Below are 14,865 nucleotides of genomic sequence, written 5' to 3' on the forward strand. Positions count from 1 at the left end.
GTCATACCGCGCCAGGACGGAAATTTGGGATGCAACGGATCACCATCACCATCGAAGACGAACTGCTCTCCGAAATCGACGCGGCGGCGGAAGCGCGCGGCTATCAGAACCGCTCCGAGATCATTCGCGATCTCGCCCGCGCCGGCCTGCAGCAGAGCGCCGAGGACGCACCCCAGTCAGGCCAATGCGTCGCAGCCCTGGTCTATGTCTACGATCACGCCGCGCGTGACCTGTCGAAACGGCTGGTGCAGAATTTTCATGGCCACCACGATCTGTCGCTGGCGACGCTCCACGTGCATCTCGACGACGACAGTTGCATGGAGGTCACGGCGCTGAAGGGCGCCAGCGGCGAGGTCCGGCATCTGGCTGACCACATCATCGCCGAGCGCGGCGTGCGCTACGGCCGCGTGGTGATGATCCCGACGGTATCAGACAAGAAGCCGAAGGCGCGCAAGCACGACCATCGCCACGACTGAGGCGCTTCGCTACCTTACCTGTCGGAACGGCCGATCACGGCCATCAGTTCGGCGATCTTTTCGCGCTGGTCGGCCTTGCTGCCGCTGGTAATCGCGTGTTCGACGCAATGCGACACGTGATCCCGCAAGACCTCTTCCTCGACGCGCCGCAGCGCGGCCCGCACGGCCGATATCTGCGTGACGATGTCGATGCAGTAGCGATCCTCGTCGACCATCTTTGAGAGGCCGCGGACCTGACCCTCGATCCGGCTGAGGCGCTTTTGACAGGATGCCTTGATGTCTTTTCGCATGGGGCCTATATACCCCCTGAGGGTATATGTTTCAAGCGCCGGAGAAGGCAGTGAACGAAGACAAGAAGGGCGCCTGCTGTGGCGGCCACAGTCACGCTGACCACGGCCACCACGATCATCACGCCCACACCGTTGCGACCGTGCACGATCCGGTTTGCGGCATGACTGTGAACCCCGCGACCAGCAAGCATCGCTTCGAGTACAAGGGCGAGACCTTCCATTTCTGCTCGGCCGGCTGCCGCACCAAATTCGCCGCCGATCCCGTCTCCTATTTGGAAAAGGACAGCAGGCCGAAAGCCGCGGTGCCGGAAGGCACGATCTACACCTGCCCGATGCATCCCGAGATCCGCCAGGTCGGCCCCGGAAGCTGCCCGATCTGCGGCATGGCGCTCGAGCCGGAGGTCGCGAACCTCGATGCGCCGCCCAATCCGGAACTCGCTGACATGACGCGCCGGTTCTGGATCGGCCTCGTGCTTGCGCTGCCCGCGGTCGTGCTGGAAATGGGCGGGCATCTCGTCGGCGGCCATGGCTTCCTTGATCAGACGCTGTCGAACTGGATCCAGTTCGCGTTCGCCACACCCGTCGTGCTGTGGGCCGGCTTGCCGTTCTTCGTGCGCGGCTGGCAATCGCTGGTCACACGCAATCTCAACATGTTCACGCTGATCGCTGTCGGCACCGGCGTGGCCTATGTCTACAGCGTCGTCGGCACCATAGCGCCCGGAACTTTTCCGGTGACCTTCCGCGGCCATGGCGGCGCGGTCGCCGTTTATTTCGAATCCGCGGCTGTCATCACCGTGCTGGTGCTGCTCGGCCAGGTGCTCGAACTCCGTGCACGCGAAGCCACTTCAAGCGCGATCAAGGCGCTGCTGCAGCTCGCGCCGAAAACCGCGCGCCGGATCGGCGACGATGGCGTGGACCATGAGGTGGAAATCGATTCGCTGGCAGTCGGCGACAAATTGCGGGTGCGTCCGGGCGAAAAGGTGCCGGTAGACGGCGTCATCCTCGAAGGCCGTTCCTCGCTCGACGAATCGCTGGTGACCGGCGAATCCATGCCCGTGACCAGGGAAGCCGGCAGCAAGGTCATCGCGGGCACGCTCAACCAGTCTGGTGGGTTCGTGATGCGCGCCGACAAGGTCGGACGCGACACGCTGCTTTCCCAGATCGTGAAGATGGTGGCCGACGCGCAGCGTTCCCGCGCGCCGATCCAGCGGCTGGCCGATCAGGTTTCCGGCTGGTTCGTGCCGATCGTCATCCTCGTGGCGCTGATCGCGTTCGGCGCCTGGGCCTGGTTTGGGCCGGAGCCACGCATGGCGTTCGGCCTTGTCGCCGCGGTCAGCGTGCTCATCATCGCCTGCCCCTGCGCGCTCGGCCTGGCCACGCCGATGTCGATCATGGTCGGCGTCGGGCACGGCGCGCAGGCCGGCGTGCTGATCAAGAACGCCGAAGCGCTGGAGCGTATGGAGAAGATCGATACGCTGGTCGTCGACAAGACGGGAACGCTGACCGAGGGCAAGCCGAAGGTTGTCGCCATCGTGCCGGCAGAGGGATTTGAGGAAATCGACATTCTGCGGCTGGCCGCGGGCGTCGAGCGCGCCAGCGAGCATCCGCTGGCGGATGCCATCGTGCGGGCGGCCAAAGAGCGTAATCTCGATCTCGGCAAGGTGGAAGAATTCAACTCCCCGACGGGCAAGGGCGCGACTGGTAAGGTCGACGGCAAGGCGATCGTGCTCGGCAATGCAAACTTCCTGCAATCGCTCGGCATCGACGCTCAGTCATTGAACGATCAGGGCGAGCGTCTGCGCGGCGACGGCGCGACCGTGATCAACATGGCGGTTGACGGCAAGCTCGCGGGATTGTTCGCCATCGCAGACCCGGTGAAAGCCTCGACGCCGGATGCGCTGAAGGCGCTGGCGGCCGAAGGCATCAAGGTCATCATGCTGACCGGCGACAACAGGACCACGGCGAACGCCGTCGCGCGCAGCCTTGGCATCGCTGATGTCGAGGCGGAAGTGCTGCCCGACCAGAAGAGTGCGGTGGTCGCAAAGCTGCAGCAGAGCGGGCGGATCGTCGCGATGGCCGGCGACGGCGTCAACGACGCGCCGGCGCTCGCTGCCGCCGAAGTCGGCATTGCCATGGGAACCGGCACCGACGTTGCGATGGAAAGCGCAGGGATCACGCTGCTGAAGGGCGATCTCGGCGGCATCGTCCGCGCCCGCCGCCTGTCGCAGGCGACCATGCACAATATCCGCCAGAACCTGTTCTTCGCCTTCATCTACAACGCCGCCGGCATCCCGATCGCCGCAGGGATTCTTTATCCGGCTTTTGGATTGCTGCTGTCGCCGATCATTGCGGCGGCTGCGATGGCGCTGTCTTCAGTGAGCGTCGTCGGCAACGCGCTGCGGCTGCGGATGACGCGGCTGTAGTGCCCGGCATCGGAGGCGGAAGGGTAAAGGGCGACACTCTCACCGCACGGACGGTGAGCTCCCGTGTTGACTCAGTAAACGCCGTCAAGCTGCCCTCGCCGTCCCGCCCGGCAAGCCTGCCCGCGCCAGTCCGCCATAGAGCGCCTCGCCCGGCATCTCCGATTTCAATATCGAGCGCACCGCCACCAGCTTCTCGATATCAATCCCGGTGGCAAATCCCTTGCTCTCGCACAGGAACACCAGATCCTCGAACACGACGTTCCCGGTCGCGCCCGGCGCGAACGGGCAGCCGCCGAGGCCGCCCAGCGATCCATCCAGCACGCGTGCGCCGGCATCGAGCGCGGCCGAGGCGTTGGCGATGCCCATGCCTCTCGTATCGTGCAAGTGAATGCAGATCGGCTTCTTGCCTGCGATCTTCACCGCACCCGCGGTCAATTCGCCGACCTGCTTCGGCCCGGCGTAACCAACCGTATCGGCAATCGCGACCATGTCGACGCCGGCCTCGAACAGCTTTTCCGTCAGCCGCAGCACTTCCTTGGGATCGACTGCTCCCACGATCGAACAGCCCAGCGCCATCGAGATCGCGGAATTCACCACCGGCTTGTGCGCGCTGGCATCGCGCAACTCGCAGAGCCGCTTGACGTTGGCAACGGCCGACTCGCGCGAGCGGTTGGCATTGGCCCGGTTGTGCTCTTCCGTCGCCGAGACCACCGTCGCCACTTCGGCAACGCCTGAGGCCAGCGCCTCGTTGACCCCGCGTTCGTTCAGCGTCAGCGCAATGCCGTAGGCGCCGGGCAGCGAGGCCACGGTCCCAATGATGTCGCGCACGTCGGCAAATTGCGGAAAGGTTTTTGCCGGCAGGAACGAGCCGACCTCGAAGTGCCGCACGCCTGCGGCATATTCATCGCGCATCCAGCGCTGCTTCGCTTCCGTCGACGGAAATGTCTTCACGAGCTGCAGGCCGTCGCGCAGGCCCACCTCGCGCAGCACGATCTTGTTGTCGGGATAGACTTCCTGGACGCGGGTCATGGCAGCCTCATGCGGCGTTGTTCTTGCAAGACGGGTTTTGCTTGTCGAGTTCGGCGCTGATAGCCTCGGTATCGGCGCCCAGCGCCGGCACCTTCAGCCCTTCACCGATATTGCCGCCGTTCCACTCCACCGGCAACGCCGGAACGTGGAACGGCGCGCCGTCGGCGTTGAAATTCTGCACCAGCCCGCCGGGGCGCAGCACATGCGGGTCCTGCAGCAGATCCTCGGGGCGGTTGATCGGTGCATAGGCAATGTTCAGCGCATCGAGCTTTTTCGAGAGATCGGCGATCTTCCAGCCTTTGACCACTTCAGCGACACGCGGAATGATTCTCCCACGCGCCAGGATCCGATCCGTGGTGTTGCGCAAGCTCGGATCGTCGGCAAATTCCTGCAGTCCGAACTCCCGGCAGAAACTCCACCAGTGCCCCTCCGTGACAACGCCGATAAAGATGCGCTCGCCGTCCGCGGTGTCGAAGATGTCGTAGATCGGCCAGGCATGCTCGCGCTCCGGCATCGAGCGCGGCTTCCGGCCGGTCATCTCATATTCGACCATGTGCTGGGCAACCAGGAACAGGCAGTTCTCGAAAAGTCCGATGCGGATGTCTGCGCCGTCCCGCTTGCCGCCGCGCTTCTCGTAGAGCGCGGCGAGGATCGCAATCGCGCCGAACATGCCGCCCATGATGTCGTTGGCGGAGGAGCCGACGCGTTGCGGCTTTTCGCGCGTGCCGGTCATGGCGGCGAGCCCCGACATCATCTGCACGACTTCGTCGAGCGCCGGGCGATGCGCGTAAGGACCGGAGAGAAAGCCCTTGTGACCGGCGACGATCAGATGCGGATGCTTTCGGCGCAACTCCTCGGAGCCAAGCCCCTGTTTTTCGAGCAGGCCGTCGCGGAAATTTTCAACGAACACGTCGGCGCTTTCGAGCAGCCGGTGCATGGTCTCGCGATCCTCTGCTTTGGCAAAATCGAGCACGACGCTGCGTTTTCCCCGGTTGAACAGCGGGAAGAACGAGGTTCCCATGCCGCCGAGCGAGCGGGTTTTGTCGCCGACGGGCGGCTCGACCTTGATGACCTCGGCGCCCAGTTGCGCGAGGATCATGCCGCAGGTGGGGCCCATCACCATATGGGTCATCTCGACGACCCTCACGCCGTCAAGCGGCAGTCCCGTTCCGGTCATCGCGACACCTCCGTGCTGATGGGCCGTGCGCCGCCCTGGTCAGGCATTCGGCCATCATCCGAACATTCCAATACCCGAAATGTGCATTCGCCGTTTTGGAATACAACCGCCATGGGCGAGTGCCTGTATTGCGGTCCGCGACAAGCCGTCCGGCGCCCGGGTCCTCGCCCCGCCCTCTTGCCGAAGCGCCCGCTTATATCTACCTCTCGCGAGGGTTTTCACGAGAGGTTGAACCGCCATGTTGGACGCCGCCGTCAAGGCGCTTTCGCAGATCCTGTCGCCACCGATGCGCACCATCCTGTGGCGCTCGATCGGGCTGGCGCTGGTGCTGATCACGGTGCTGGCCATTGGCTTGCAGCGCGCGCTGAGCTGGTTTGCCGACTACGGCGAGGGCTGGGCGGAGGCGATGCTCGGGCCTGGGTTCCACACCACGCTGCACGTCCTGTCATGGATCATCTCGATCGCGGCTGGCCTAGGTGTCGTGCTCGGCGGCATTTTCCTGATGCCGGCGGTCACCTCGCTGGTGGCTAGCGTGTTCGTCGACGACGTCGCCGAGCATGTCGAGCGCGAACATTATCCGGCGGAACGCCCGGGCGACGCGCTGCCGCTCGGCGTCGCGATTCCCGAGGGCATCAAGACGGCGCTGCTGACCATTTTGGTCTATTTGATCGCGCTGCCCTTCGTGCTGTTCGCCGGCGCCGGCTTCCTGATCTTCTTCATTGCCACCGCCTGGCTGCTCGGCCGCGAATATTTCGAACTCGCGGCGATGCGCTTCCGCTCACCGGCGGAAGCCAAGGCGATGCGCAAGGACAACGCGGCGACCGTGTTCACCGCCGGCCTGTTCATCGCGGCCTTCGTGTCGATCCCGATCGTCAATCTGGCAACGCCCGTGTTCGGCATGGCCTTCATGGTCCATATGCACAAGCGCCTGTCTGGGCCGCGGCCCGAATTGATCGAGCCAGGACGACGAACCAGCGTTCCCACCGGCTAATTCCCTCCCGGCTCCGTCCGATCGCGCGCAAACGGCACCAGGAGCAATCCGGCAATCGCTACGCAGGCCAGCATCGCCCAGGCTTCGTTGACACAGAGCGCCAACGACGCCTTCTCGACCATCGGCCGTACGAACGCGACGGCGGCCTCGTCGGGCGGACCCGGCGGCCGGTTGGCGAGCAGCGTCGGATCGAGGCCGATCGCCTTCGCTGCGCTGACATCTCCCGCCAGCAGGCGAACGCGAAAATCCTCGGCATGGATTCCGCTGCGGCCATACAGGATGGTGTCGATCAGCGCGATGCCGATGGCGCCACCGAGATTCCGCATCAGGTTGAACAACCCGCTGGCGTCGGCGACCTCAATTTCAGGCAGTGCGCCCAGGGCGATGCGCGTCGGCGGCAGCAGGCAAAACATGATTGCGACACCGCGGACGATTTGCGGCCAGAACATCTCATCGAAATCGGCCGTGCGCGGCTGAATGGCACTCAAGCCGAGCCCCAGCGCGAACAGGGCGAAACCGCCGCCGGTAAGCGCGCGCGCGCCGATCCGGCTTTCCAGGATCGCGGCGATGGGGGCGGCGATGAGTTGCGCGACCCCGGTTACCAGCATGATCGTGCCAATCTCGAAGGCATCGTGACGACGCACGAAGGCGAGAAACACCGGCATCAGATAGACCGAGCCGAACAGACCGACGCCAAGGCAAAAGCTCAAGGCGCAGCCGACCGCAAACGAACGTCGACGCAGTGTAACAAGCCGCACCACCGGATGCCCGGCGCCCAGGCTACGATGAACAAAAATGCCCAGGCCGACCGCGCTTCCCGCCAGCAAGACGATGCAGGTGGGTGACAGCCAGCCATGATGAGGTGCTTCCTTCAACCCGATCTCAAGGCCCGCCAGGGCTGCGGCCAACAGCACGAGAGAGCCGCTGTCCAGTTTCGCAAGCTCGGCGAAATCCGTTTCCTGGCGCGGTAGCAGGAACGGCGTCACCGAGGTCACGATCAACCCGGGGATGACGTTGATCAGGAACAGCCACGGCCACGACCAGGTTTCCGTGATCCAGCCGCCGACGACGGGGCCAACCGTCGGCGCCAGCACGGCGACGACCCCGCCGATCGTGGTGGCGACGGCGTGAAGCCTGTGCGGAAACAGCAGGAAAACCGCGGTGAAGACCGCAGGGATCAGCACGCCGCCGGCAAATCCCTGCACCACGCGGAATACTAGCAGCACGGCAAAGCCGCCGCTGTAGGCGCAGCCGATCGATGCAAGGGTAAAGAGCGCCACCGCTGCGGCGACCAGCCATCGCAAGGTCAGGACGCGCGTGAACAGGCCGGTCAGGGGAATCGCGACCACCTCCGCTATCAGGTAGGCGGTCTGGACCCAGCTCATGGCATCCTGGGAAATCGCAAGCGCCCGCTGGATCGCCGGCAACGACGTCGCCACCACCTGGATATCAAGGATGGCCATGAACATGCCAAGGCACATCAGCAGGAAGGCAGCCCAGGTTCCGATGGAAGGCGTGGCTATCGCAGCGCCGGACGGGGGCTCTTGCCGGTCGCTCATTCGGCTGGACGCGCAAACCGGCCGCCGGCCGCGGAGAGCGCGGATGTTTCGGCACGAATCCGGATCACAAGCACCGCGGCGTTGAGCGCGGTAAAGATCAGCGCCAACAGGGGCAGATGCAGCGCGAGTGGAAGCAGCGCGATCTCTGCGGCAACCACCGCATAGTTGGGATGCGCAAGATATCTGTAGGGCCCCGACGCGACCAGCGGTTCGCCTGGCAGCACGATGATGCGCGTGGTCCATCGCGGCCCCAGTGTGGCAAGGATCCACAGTCGCAAGCCTTGCAGCACGATGAAGCCCGCAAGTGCCGGGAGACCGACGTCCTGATCGCGGCCCCAGATCCACAACGCGATCAGCCACGCCGCATGAACCGACACGACCAGCGGATAGTGACTGGCGCTCACCTCGATCGCCCCGCGCGCCAGCAGCCGGCTTGTGTTGCGGCGGGCGAGAGCGAGCTCACCCAGACGCTGCAGCGTGACCAGCAGGAGAATGGTTGACGCAAAACTCACGCGGCGTGCCGCAATGCGACGCAGCTTGCGGTGAAACCGGGCCCGAGCGCGGTTAACAGCGACCGCGCCGGCAACCCCCGCACAATGGCGCGTTCCAGCACGAACAGAACCGTCGGCGCCGACATGTTGCCGTAATCGGCAATGACTTCGCGCTCGTGATCGAGCGTGCCCTGATCCAGCGATAGCGCGCGCTCGAGTGCGGCAATCACTTTCGTACCGCCGGGATGACAGATGAAGCGATCGATATCTCCGGCAGAAAGTTTCATCCGCGAGAGCATTTCGATCACCGCCGGACCGAAATGTTCGGCAACGAAATCGGGAATCGTGCGCTGGAAGATGACGCCAAATCCCTCGGGATCGACGCTCCATCCCATGATGTCGAGCGTGTCGGGCCACAGTTTTTCGCCTGTTGCCTCGATCCGGGTCGCGCCTCCGTCGCCGGCGCGCAGAATAATGGCCGCCGCACCGTCGCCGAACAGGCTGGCAGCGACGATATTGGCCTTGGTCAATTCGTCGTGACGCACCGCAAGCGTGCAGAGTTCGAGCGCGACCAGCAGCACGTTGGTCCCGGGCCGCGCCTGCGCTAGGCGCGATGCGATCGACAGACCCGACACGCCGCCCGCGCACCCCAGGCCGAACACGGGCACGCGCGACACGTCGCTACGCAAGCCGAGTTTGCCGGCGACCCGCGCCTCCAGCGTCGGCGTCGCGATACCGGTCGAACATACCGTGACAACAGTGTCGATATCGCCGGCCGAGAGATCGGCACGCGCGATGGCCTTGCGCGCGACGTCGACAAACAGCGATTCCGCCCCTTCCAGAAAAGCCTGTGTCCGCTCCGGCCAGCCGCGCCGCTCGAGATACCATTCGATGGGTTTGACCCCATAGCGATGCCGGATGCCGGTATTGGCAAACAGGCTCGAAAGCGTCTCGAACTGCGGATAGCGATCAGCGAGGAGATCGTGCGCGGCCTGGAGGATCTGCTTCTGATGGAATTGATATGGCGGAATCGAGGTCGCCAGCGAAACCAGCGCGGCCGTGTGGTTCATATCGCGGTCCCCGCCTTCGGTACTCCAACATATGAGACCGCGCGATCATGCGAATATTTCGGCGACTGCCGTTGTCGAACGGCTTGCTGCATTCACTATAATTTGAATGCAGCCCTTTGATGTCGCAATCGAGCCAGCGCGGCGGCAGGCGTTGTCGGCGTTCTGATCCGCGCCACCCGTTACGACACGGTCGCCCCGCACTTCCGCAGCACGTTTTTCGCGAAACCGAACGGTGCCGGCGTGAAAGGGCCCGGCGGCGCGCGGGTGATCAGGGCGACGAAGAACAGCCCAGTTATCGCCAGCCAGAAGCACAGCCAAAATCCGTCGATATAGGCGAGCACGTTGGCTTCGCGCTGGACCCGCGCTGCCAACGTCCCCAGCGCCCGCGCCGGGGCCGCGCCGGCGCCATGGCTGGCGAAATAATCCCCGAGCTGCTTGAGCATGCGCGTCACGTCGAAGCCGCCATTTTCGATGTGCAGTCCGAGATAATTGGAATGGATCTGCTCGCGCACGCGCAGCCATGTGCCCATCAGCGCCACGCCGATCTCGGCGCCGCCGAGCCGCATGATCTGGATATAGGCGGCGAATGACGTCGCGCGGGTTGGATCCACATTGGACAGCGCGAGGATGATGATCGGTAACAGCGTGAGCGCCTGCCCGATCGACTGCAGCATCACGATGCCGGCGAAATCGCCGCGCGCCCAGTCATGGGTCAGTTGCGTTCCCCACAGATTGGCGGCAGCGAACGCCGAAAAGCCGAGGACCACAACGGCGCGTGCATCGAAATGCCGAAGCAGGAAGATCGAGAACGGCACCAGCACCACCATGGGCAAGGCGCCAAAGGTCAGGAGCAGCACGCCGCTTTGTTCGGGCCGCATCAGGCCAACAACGCTGAGGAAATTCGGTACCAGCGACGAGTTGGAGAGGCTGGTCAGGGTGTACAGCAGGATGGCGACCAGCGAGAGCCCGACATTGCGCGAGAACAGCACATTGACGTGGGCCCAGGGCTGGTGAACCAGCGTCTCGTTGATCAGAAAGGCGATGAACAGCGCGCCGCCGGCGAGCAACAGCGCCATCACCGTGCCCGACTCCAGCCAGTCCAGACGATTGCCCTGATCGAGACCGGCATAGATCATCGAGACGGAGGCCCCGAGCAGCAGCATCCCGCCCCAGTCGGCGTGCCTCAGCAGGTCGCGATTGATCGGCTCATTGGGCGTACCGAGATAGACCATCAGGCCCATCAGCGGCGCTATCACCACGCCCTGCCAATACAGCCACTGCCATCCCAGATGATCGACATAGAAGCCGACCAGCGAGGTGGAGCTGTCGAGCGCGAATCCTACCCTGATCGAATAGATCGAGATCGCCGGCAGCCACCATTTGATCGGCAAATTACGCAAGATGATCATCAGTGTCGCCGGCACGAAGGTGCCGAGCAGCATGCCATGCACGATGCTGAGCGTGATCAGCGTGGGGTAATTGTGCACGAACGGGATCAGCAGCGAGATCAGGGAATAGACCAGAGCCGGAATGCCGAGCACGCGGCGCATCCCGAATACGGTCGCAAGCCACGCCACTGCCGGCGCGACGAATATCTGCGAGCCGATGCCCGCGGTGGAGAGCCAGGCGCCCTCGTCGAAGCCGAGCGAAAATGCGCCGCGCAGATCAGGCAGGCCTACCGTCGTCAGCCGGCTGTCGAAGTTCGCCAGAAACGCGCCGAGCAGCACCGCGCCTACCGCAAACAGCGGCTGCGGCGCGATCCCGCCGCGCGAAACCGGTCCGCGATCTCGGTCATTTTCCGCCATCCGTGCCCGCCTCGCCGGTATTGATATGGGTGAAGACGGACATTCCGGGCAGCAGGCGTTCCAGCAGCGGCTGGTTCTTGTCGAACTGGATGCGAACCGGGACCCGCTGAACCACTTTGGTGAAATTGCCGGTGGCATTGTCCGGCGGCAGCAGCGCGAATTGCGAGCCGCTCGCCGGCGCAATCCGCTCGACACGGCCATGTAGTCTTTCGTTGGGGAAACTATCGATGGTGATCTCGACAGGTTGACCGGGTTTGACCCGCGTCAACTGTGTCTCCTTGTAATTGGCGATCACATAGACGTTCGGCAGCGGTACCACGTTGATCAGATTGGTGCCGATATTGACGTAATCGCCCGGCTGCACCTGCCGCTCGCCGGTGACGCCGTCGAACGGCGCCACGATCTTGGTGTAGCCGAGCTTGAGCTTGGCCGCGGCCAGCGTAGCCTTGGCGCCCTCGAGGTCGGCCGCCCGCTGCTTCTTGGTGCCCGACAGCACTTCGAGCTGATGACGTTGCGCGGCGATGACGGCGCGGCTCGCACGCACGTCGGCCTGCGCCTTGGCAAACCCCGCGGTCGCCTGTTCGAGCCTTTGGCGCGTACCGGATTCGGTTTGCGACAACGACTGCTGACGCTCCTGTTCCTGACGCGCTTCGACCTCCTGGGCCGTCGCGGATACGAGCTGGGCTTCGGCCTGTGCGATCGTCGCATATTGCAGTTCGACCTGATTGCTCAGATTGTCGAGGGCTGCCTGCGCGGCGGCGACGCTGGCCTCGGCCTGTGCGACCTGAGCCGCGTAGTCGGCGGGGTCGATCTGCACCAGCAAATCGCCGGCCTTGACGCGCTGGAAATCATTCACAGCGACCGTAATCACCTCGCCGGCGACCCGGCTGCTCAACCGCGTGAGCTCGGCACGGACATAGGCGTCGTTGGTGGTCTGGATCTTGGCGCTGCCGACCCAGGCATCCCAGTGCAGCGTCGCCACCGTGATAAAGGCAAACGCCATCAGTACCGCGAACAATGGAATCGTGAAGCGGCCCCAGAAGCCGCCTGTCGCCGGCGGCGGCTTTGGAGCCGGCGCGACCGGCGGAGACGGGGCCTGACTTGCGGGTGGCGGGCTCGCTTGATCCTGCTGACTCACAAAGACCCCCTCGATCACGTTTCCCGAGAGCCGGATAAGACCCTCAGGATGACAACGATGATGCCTCAGACCGTCTTTTCCGGCCACCGGCAAAGATCGTTGATCAGACATACCTCGCAGCGCGGCTTGCGGGCGAGACACGTGTAGCGCCCGTGCAGGATCAGCCAGTGATGGGCGTGCAGCATGAACTCGGGCGGGATTATCTTTTCCAGGCCCAGTTCGACCTCGAGCGGCGTGTTGCCCGGCGCCAGCCCCGTGCGGTTGCCAACGCGGAACACATGGGTATCGACAGCCATGGTGTGTTCGCCATAGGCCATGTTGAGCACGACATTGGCAGTCTTGCGCCCGGCGCCGGGCAGCGTCTCGATCTCCGCCCGGGTGCGCGGCACCTCGCCGCCGAATTCGGCGATCAGTTTTTCCGACAGCGCGATGACGTTCTTGGCCTTGTTGCGATAGAGCCCGATCGTCTTGATGTACTCGCGCACTTTCTCTTCGCCCAGCTCAAGCATCTTCTCCGGCGTATCGGCGACCGCAAACAGCGCGCGCGTCGCCTTGTTGACGCCGGCATCCGTTGCCTGCGCCGACAGCACGACCGCCACCAGCAGCGTATATGGATTGAGATGTTCGAGCTCGCCCTTCGGCTCTGGATTGGCTTTGCGAAACCGGCTGAAGGCCTCGTAGACCTCGGCCGACGTCCAGGGTTTTGGCTTTAACGATTTTGGCTTGGCTGATTTCTTCGCTACGCCGTTCGGTGCCACCTTGGCGCCCTTCTTTGCCACTTTCTTCGGCACGGATGGGACGCCGGATTTTTTTGCGCTGATAGAGCGGGTGATTTTGGCCATGATCGGGATATACTGATACGCGATGACCGCAGGCAACGACTTTGATCCGGCGCTTGACCAGCCGACGCTGTTTTCGGCGCGGGTGACGCCGCATCGCTCGCTCAACCGCATCGGCTTTTTGGTGCTGATGACCTTCATCGGCGCGGTGAGCTTTGTCGCCGGCATCGCATTTCTGCTGATGGGCGCCTGGCCGGTGCTCGGCTTTTTCGGCCTCGATGTGCTTGTCATCTATTGGGCGTTCCGGATCAATTTCCGCAGCGCCGACGCTACCGAGGATATCGTGGTGACGCCGTCGGAATTGCGCGTGCGGCGGGTCAGCCATCGCGGCCGTCTGGTCGAATGGTCGTTCAATCCGCTCTGGGTGCAGCTCGAACAGACCGGCGACCCCGAATTCGGCATCGAGCACCTTTATCTGGTCTCCCGCGGCCGCCGGGTTTCCGTCGGTCATTTCCTCGGGCCGGACGAAAAAGCAAGCTTTGCCAAAGCCTTACTGGCTGCGTTGCAGACCGCCAAGCGCGGCATCACATACAATCCGGTCGCGTAGGTAGTTGTCAGAAATCGGGTGGTTTGGACCGCGCATGAGCCCTAAATCAGACCCCATGATGATATCAGCCATACATGACCAGCGCCTGGCCAAGCCGGGCCTTCAGCACGCCGCCGCGTTGCGCGACTATGACTCGGTGCGCCGCGCCATCGCCTTCATCTCGGAGCACTGGCGCGCGCAACCGACCATCGAGGCGATGGCGGACGCCGCCGCCGTGACGCCGGACGAATTGCACCATCTGTTCCGCCGCTGGGCCGGTCTGACGCCGAAGGCTTTCATGCAGGCGCTGACACTGGATCACGCCAAGGGCCTGTTGCGCGATTCCGCCAGCGTGCTCGACGCAGCACTCGACTCGGGGCTGTCAGGCCCGGGCCGGCTGCATGATCTGTTCGTCACCCATGAAGCGATGTCGCCGGGCGAATGGAAGAACGGCGGCGCCGGCATGACGCTGCGCTACGGTTTCCATGTTTGCCCGTTCGGCACCGCCATCGTGATCGCCAGCGAACGCGGCCTTGCCGGGCTTGCCTTCGCCGATCCCGGCGAGGAGCCGACGGCGTTTGCCGACATGAAGCGGCGCTGGCCGAACGCGACCTATGTCGAGGACCACGACGGCACCGTTGGCCTCGCGCAACGCGTCTTCGATACGCGGCTGTGGCGGCCGGACCAGCCGCTCCGCGTGGTCCTGATCGGCACCGATTTCGAGGTGCGGGTGTGGGAGACGCTGCTGAAGATCCCGATGGGCCGCGCGGTCTGCTATTCGGATATCGCCAACAAGATCAAAAACCCGAAGGCGTCACGCGCCGTCGGCGCCGCGGTCGGCCGCAATCCGGTATCATTCGTGGTGCCCTGCCATCGCGCACTCGGCAAAGGCGGCGCGCTGACCGGCTATCACTGGGGCATCACGCGCAAGCAGGCGATGCTGGGCTGGGAAGCCGGACAGGTCGGGCTACATTGACTCCCAAGCGGCGGACTTGAATTTATCTCCGTCATCCTGAGGAGCGCGAAGCGCGTCTCGAAGGGCGACGGCCCG

At 64.1% G+C, this 14,865-nt stretch carries 14 protein-coding genes; 5 read left to right on the top strand and 9 right to left on the bottom strand.

Going from position 1 to position 14,865, the window contains the following annotated elements:
- Nucleotides 1-29 precede the first annotated feature (29 nt).
- Entirely contained in the window at nt 30-476 is a 447-nt protein-coding gene (gene nikR / locus V1283_RS37630; RefSeq protein WP_334391636.1) for a nickel-responsive transcriptional regulator NikR, read from the top strand.
- 14 nt (nt 477-490) lie between these two features.
- Here nikR and V1283_RS37635 read toward each other — a convergent pair whose 3' ends face one another.
- Entirely contained in the window at nt 491-766 is a 276-nt protein-coding gene (locus tag V1283_RS37635; RefSeq protein ID WP_334391637.1) for a metal-sensitive transcriptional regulator, read from the bottom strand.
- Between the two features lie 50 nt (nt 767-816).
- Between V1283_RS37635 and V1283_RS37640 the strand changes: the two genes are divergently transcribed.
- Nucleotides 817-3,189 (top strand): heavy metal translocating P-type ATPase, encoded by a 2,373-nt coding sequence (locus V1283_RS37640; RefSeq protein ID WP_334391638.1) that lies wholly within the window; start codon nt 817-819, stop codon nt 3,187-3,189.
- Nucleotides 3,190-3,273: 84 nt separating this feature from the next.
- On the opposite strand, the gene V1283_RS37645 is transcribed toward V1283_RS37640, so the two are convergent.
- Both V1283_RS37645 and V1283_RS37650 read right to left on the bottom strand, forming a co-directional pair.
- Nucleotides 3,274-4,218, bottom strand: coding sequence for a hydroxymethylglutaryl-CoA lyase (locus V1283_RS37645; RefSeq protein WP_334391639.1), 945 nt, complete (start codon nt 4,216-4,218; stop codon nt 3,274-3,276).
- Between the two features lie 7 nt (nt 4,219-4,225).
- Nucleotides 4,226-5,395 (bottom strand): CaiB/BaiF CoA transferase family protein, encoded by a 1,170-nt coding sequence (locus V1283_RS37650; protein ID WP_334391640.1) that lies wholly within the window; start codon nt 5,393-5,395, stop codon nt 4,226-4,228.
- A 238-nt stretch (nt 5,396-5,633) separates the two neighbouring features.
- On the opposite strand from V1283_RS37650, the gene V1283_RS37655 reads away from it, so the two are divergent.
- Complete coding sequence (locus V1283_RS37655) at nt 5,634-6,386, top strand: sulfate transporter family protein (protein WP_334391641.1); 753 nt, start codon at nt 5,634-5,636, stop codon at nt 6,384-6,386.
- Here the strand turns inward: V1283_RS37655 and V1283_RS37660 are convergent.
- The 6 genes from V1283_RS37660 to nth all read right to left on the bottom strand — a co-directional run bounded on the left by V1283_RS37660 (nt 6,383) and on the right by nth (nt 13,291).
- Complete coding sequence (locus V1283_RS37660; RefSeq protein WP_334391642.1) at nt 6,383-7,945, bottom strand: DHA2 family efflux MFS transporter permease subunit; 1,563 nt, start codon at nt 7,943-7,945, stop codon at nt 6,383-6,385. The two genes, V1283_RS37655 and V1283_RS37660, sit on opposite strands and share 4 nt — an antisense overlap.
- On the bottom strand, nt 7,942-8,457 hold the full coding sequence (locus V1283_RS37665; protein WP_334391643.1) for an isoprenylcysteine carboxyl methyltransferase family protein: 516 nt from the start codon (nt 8,455-8,457) through the stop codon (nt 7,942-7,944). Before V1283_RS37665 ends, V1283_RS37660 begins: the two co-directional genes overlap by 4 nt.
- Nucleotides 8,454-9,506 carry a type III polyketide synthase gene (locus V1283_RS37670; RefSeq protein ID WP_334391644.1) on the bottom strand — a complete coding sequence of 351 codons (1,053 nt, stop codon included), beginning with the start codon at nt 9,504-9,506 and terminating at the stop codon, nt 8,454-8,456. The genes V1283_RS37665 and V1283_RS37670 overlap by 4 nt, the downstream gene beginning before the upstream one ends.
- A gap of 179 nt (nt 9,507-9,685) precedes the next feature.
- Nucleotides 9,686-11,311, bottom strand: coding sequence for an MFS transporter (locus V1283_RS37675; protein ID WP_334391645.1), 1,626 nt, complete (start codon nt 11,309-11,311; stop codon nt 9,686-9,688).
- A complete protein-coding gene (locus V1283_RS37680) occupies nt 11,298-12,449 on the bottom strand; it encodes an HlyD family secretion protein (RefSeq protein ID WP_334391646.1) in 1,152 nt (383 codons plus the stop codon). Before V1283_RS37680 ends, V1283_RS37675 begins: the two co-directional genes overlap by 14 nt.
- A gap of 65 nt (nt 12,450-12,514) precedes the next feature.
- The gene (gene nth, locus V1283_RS37685; protein WP_334393322.1) at nt 12,515-13,291 is read right to left on the bottom strand and encodes an endonuclease III; all 777 of its coding nucleotides are present in this window, start codon (nt 13,289-13,291) and stop codon (nt 12,515-12,517) included.
- A 22-nt stretch (nt 13,292-13,313) separates the two neighbouring features.
- Between nth and V1283_RS37690 the strand changes: the two genes are divergently transcribed.
- Nucleotides 13,314-13,835: a DUF2244 domain-containing protein gene (locus tag V1283_RS37690; protein ID WP_334391647.1), complete on the top strand. Its 522-nt coding sequence runs from the start codon at nt 13,314-13,316 to the stop codon at nt 13,833-13,835.
- 55 nt (nt 13,836-13,890) lie between these two features.
- Entirely contained in the window at nt 13,891-14,790 is a 900-nt protein-coding gene (locus V1283_RS37695) for a bifunctional helix-turn-helix domain-containing protein/methylated-DNA--[protein]-cysteine S-methyltransferase (RefSeq protein WP_334393323.1), read from the top strand.
- The last annotated feature ends 75 nt before the right edge of the window (nt 14,791-14,865 follow it).

It is taken from the genome of Bradyrhizobium sp. AZCC 2262 (assembly GCF_036924535.1).
In the GTDB taxonomy this organism is placed as follows: domain Bacteria; phylum Pseudomonadota; class Alphaproteobacteria; order Rhizobiales; family Xanthobacteraceae; genus Bradyrhizobium.

What these genes read in the sequence shown, in the direction of transcription:
- V1283_RS37690 (WP_334391647.1), top strand. Translation starts at nt 13,314, where the DNA reads ATGACCGCAGGCAACGACTTTGATCCGGCGCTTGACCAGCCGACGCTG.
- V1283_RS37655 (WP_334391641.1), top strand. Translation starts at nt 5,634, where the DNA reads ATGTTGGACGCCGCCGTCAAGGCGCTTTCGCAGATCCTGTCGCCACCG.
- nikR (WP_334391636.1), top strand. Translation starts at nt 30, where the DNA reads ATGCAACGGATCACCATCACCATCGAAGACGAACTGCTCTCCGAAATC.
- V1283_RS37660 (WP_334391642.1), bottom strand. Translation starts at nt 7,945, where the DNA reads ATGAGCGACCGGCAAGAGCCCCCGTCCGGCGCTGCGATAGCCACGCCT.
- nth (WP_334393322.1), bottom strand. Translation starts at nt 13,291, where the DNA reads ATGGCCAAAATCACCCGCTCTATCAGCGCAAAAAAATCCGGCGTCCCA.
- V1283_RS37645 (WP_334391639.1), bottom strand. Translation starts at nt 4,218, where the DNA reads ATGACCCGCGTCCAGGAAGTCTATCCCGACAACAAGATCGTGCTGCGC.
- V1283_RS37675 (WP_334391645.1), bottom strand. Translation starts at nt 11,311, where the DNA reads ATGGCGGAAAATGACCGAGATCGCGGACCGGTTTCGCGCGGCGGGATC.
- V1283_RS37650 (WP_334391640.1), bottom strand. Translation starts at nt 5,395, where the DNA reads ATGACCGGAACGGGACTGCCGCTTGACGGCGTGAGGGTCGTCGAGATG.
- V1283_RS37670 (WP_334391644.1), bottom strand. Translation starts at nt 9,506, where the DNA reads ATGAACCACACGGCCGCGCTGGTTTCGCTGGCGACCTCGATTCCGCCA.
- V1283_RS37695 (WP_334393323.1), top strand. Translation starts at nt 13,891, where the DNA reads ATGATGATATCAGCCATACATGACCAGCGCCTGGCCAAGCCGGGCCTT.
- V1283_RS37635 (WP_334391637.1), bottom strand. Translation starts at nt 766, where the DNA reads ATGCGAAAAGACATCAAGGCATCCTGTCAAAAGCGCCTCAGCCGGATC.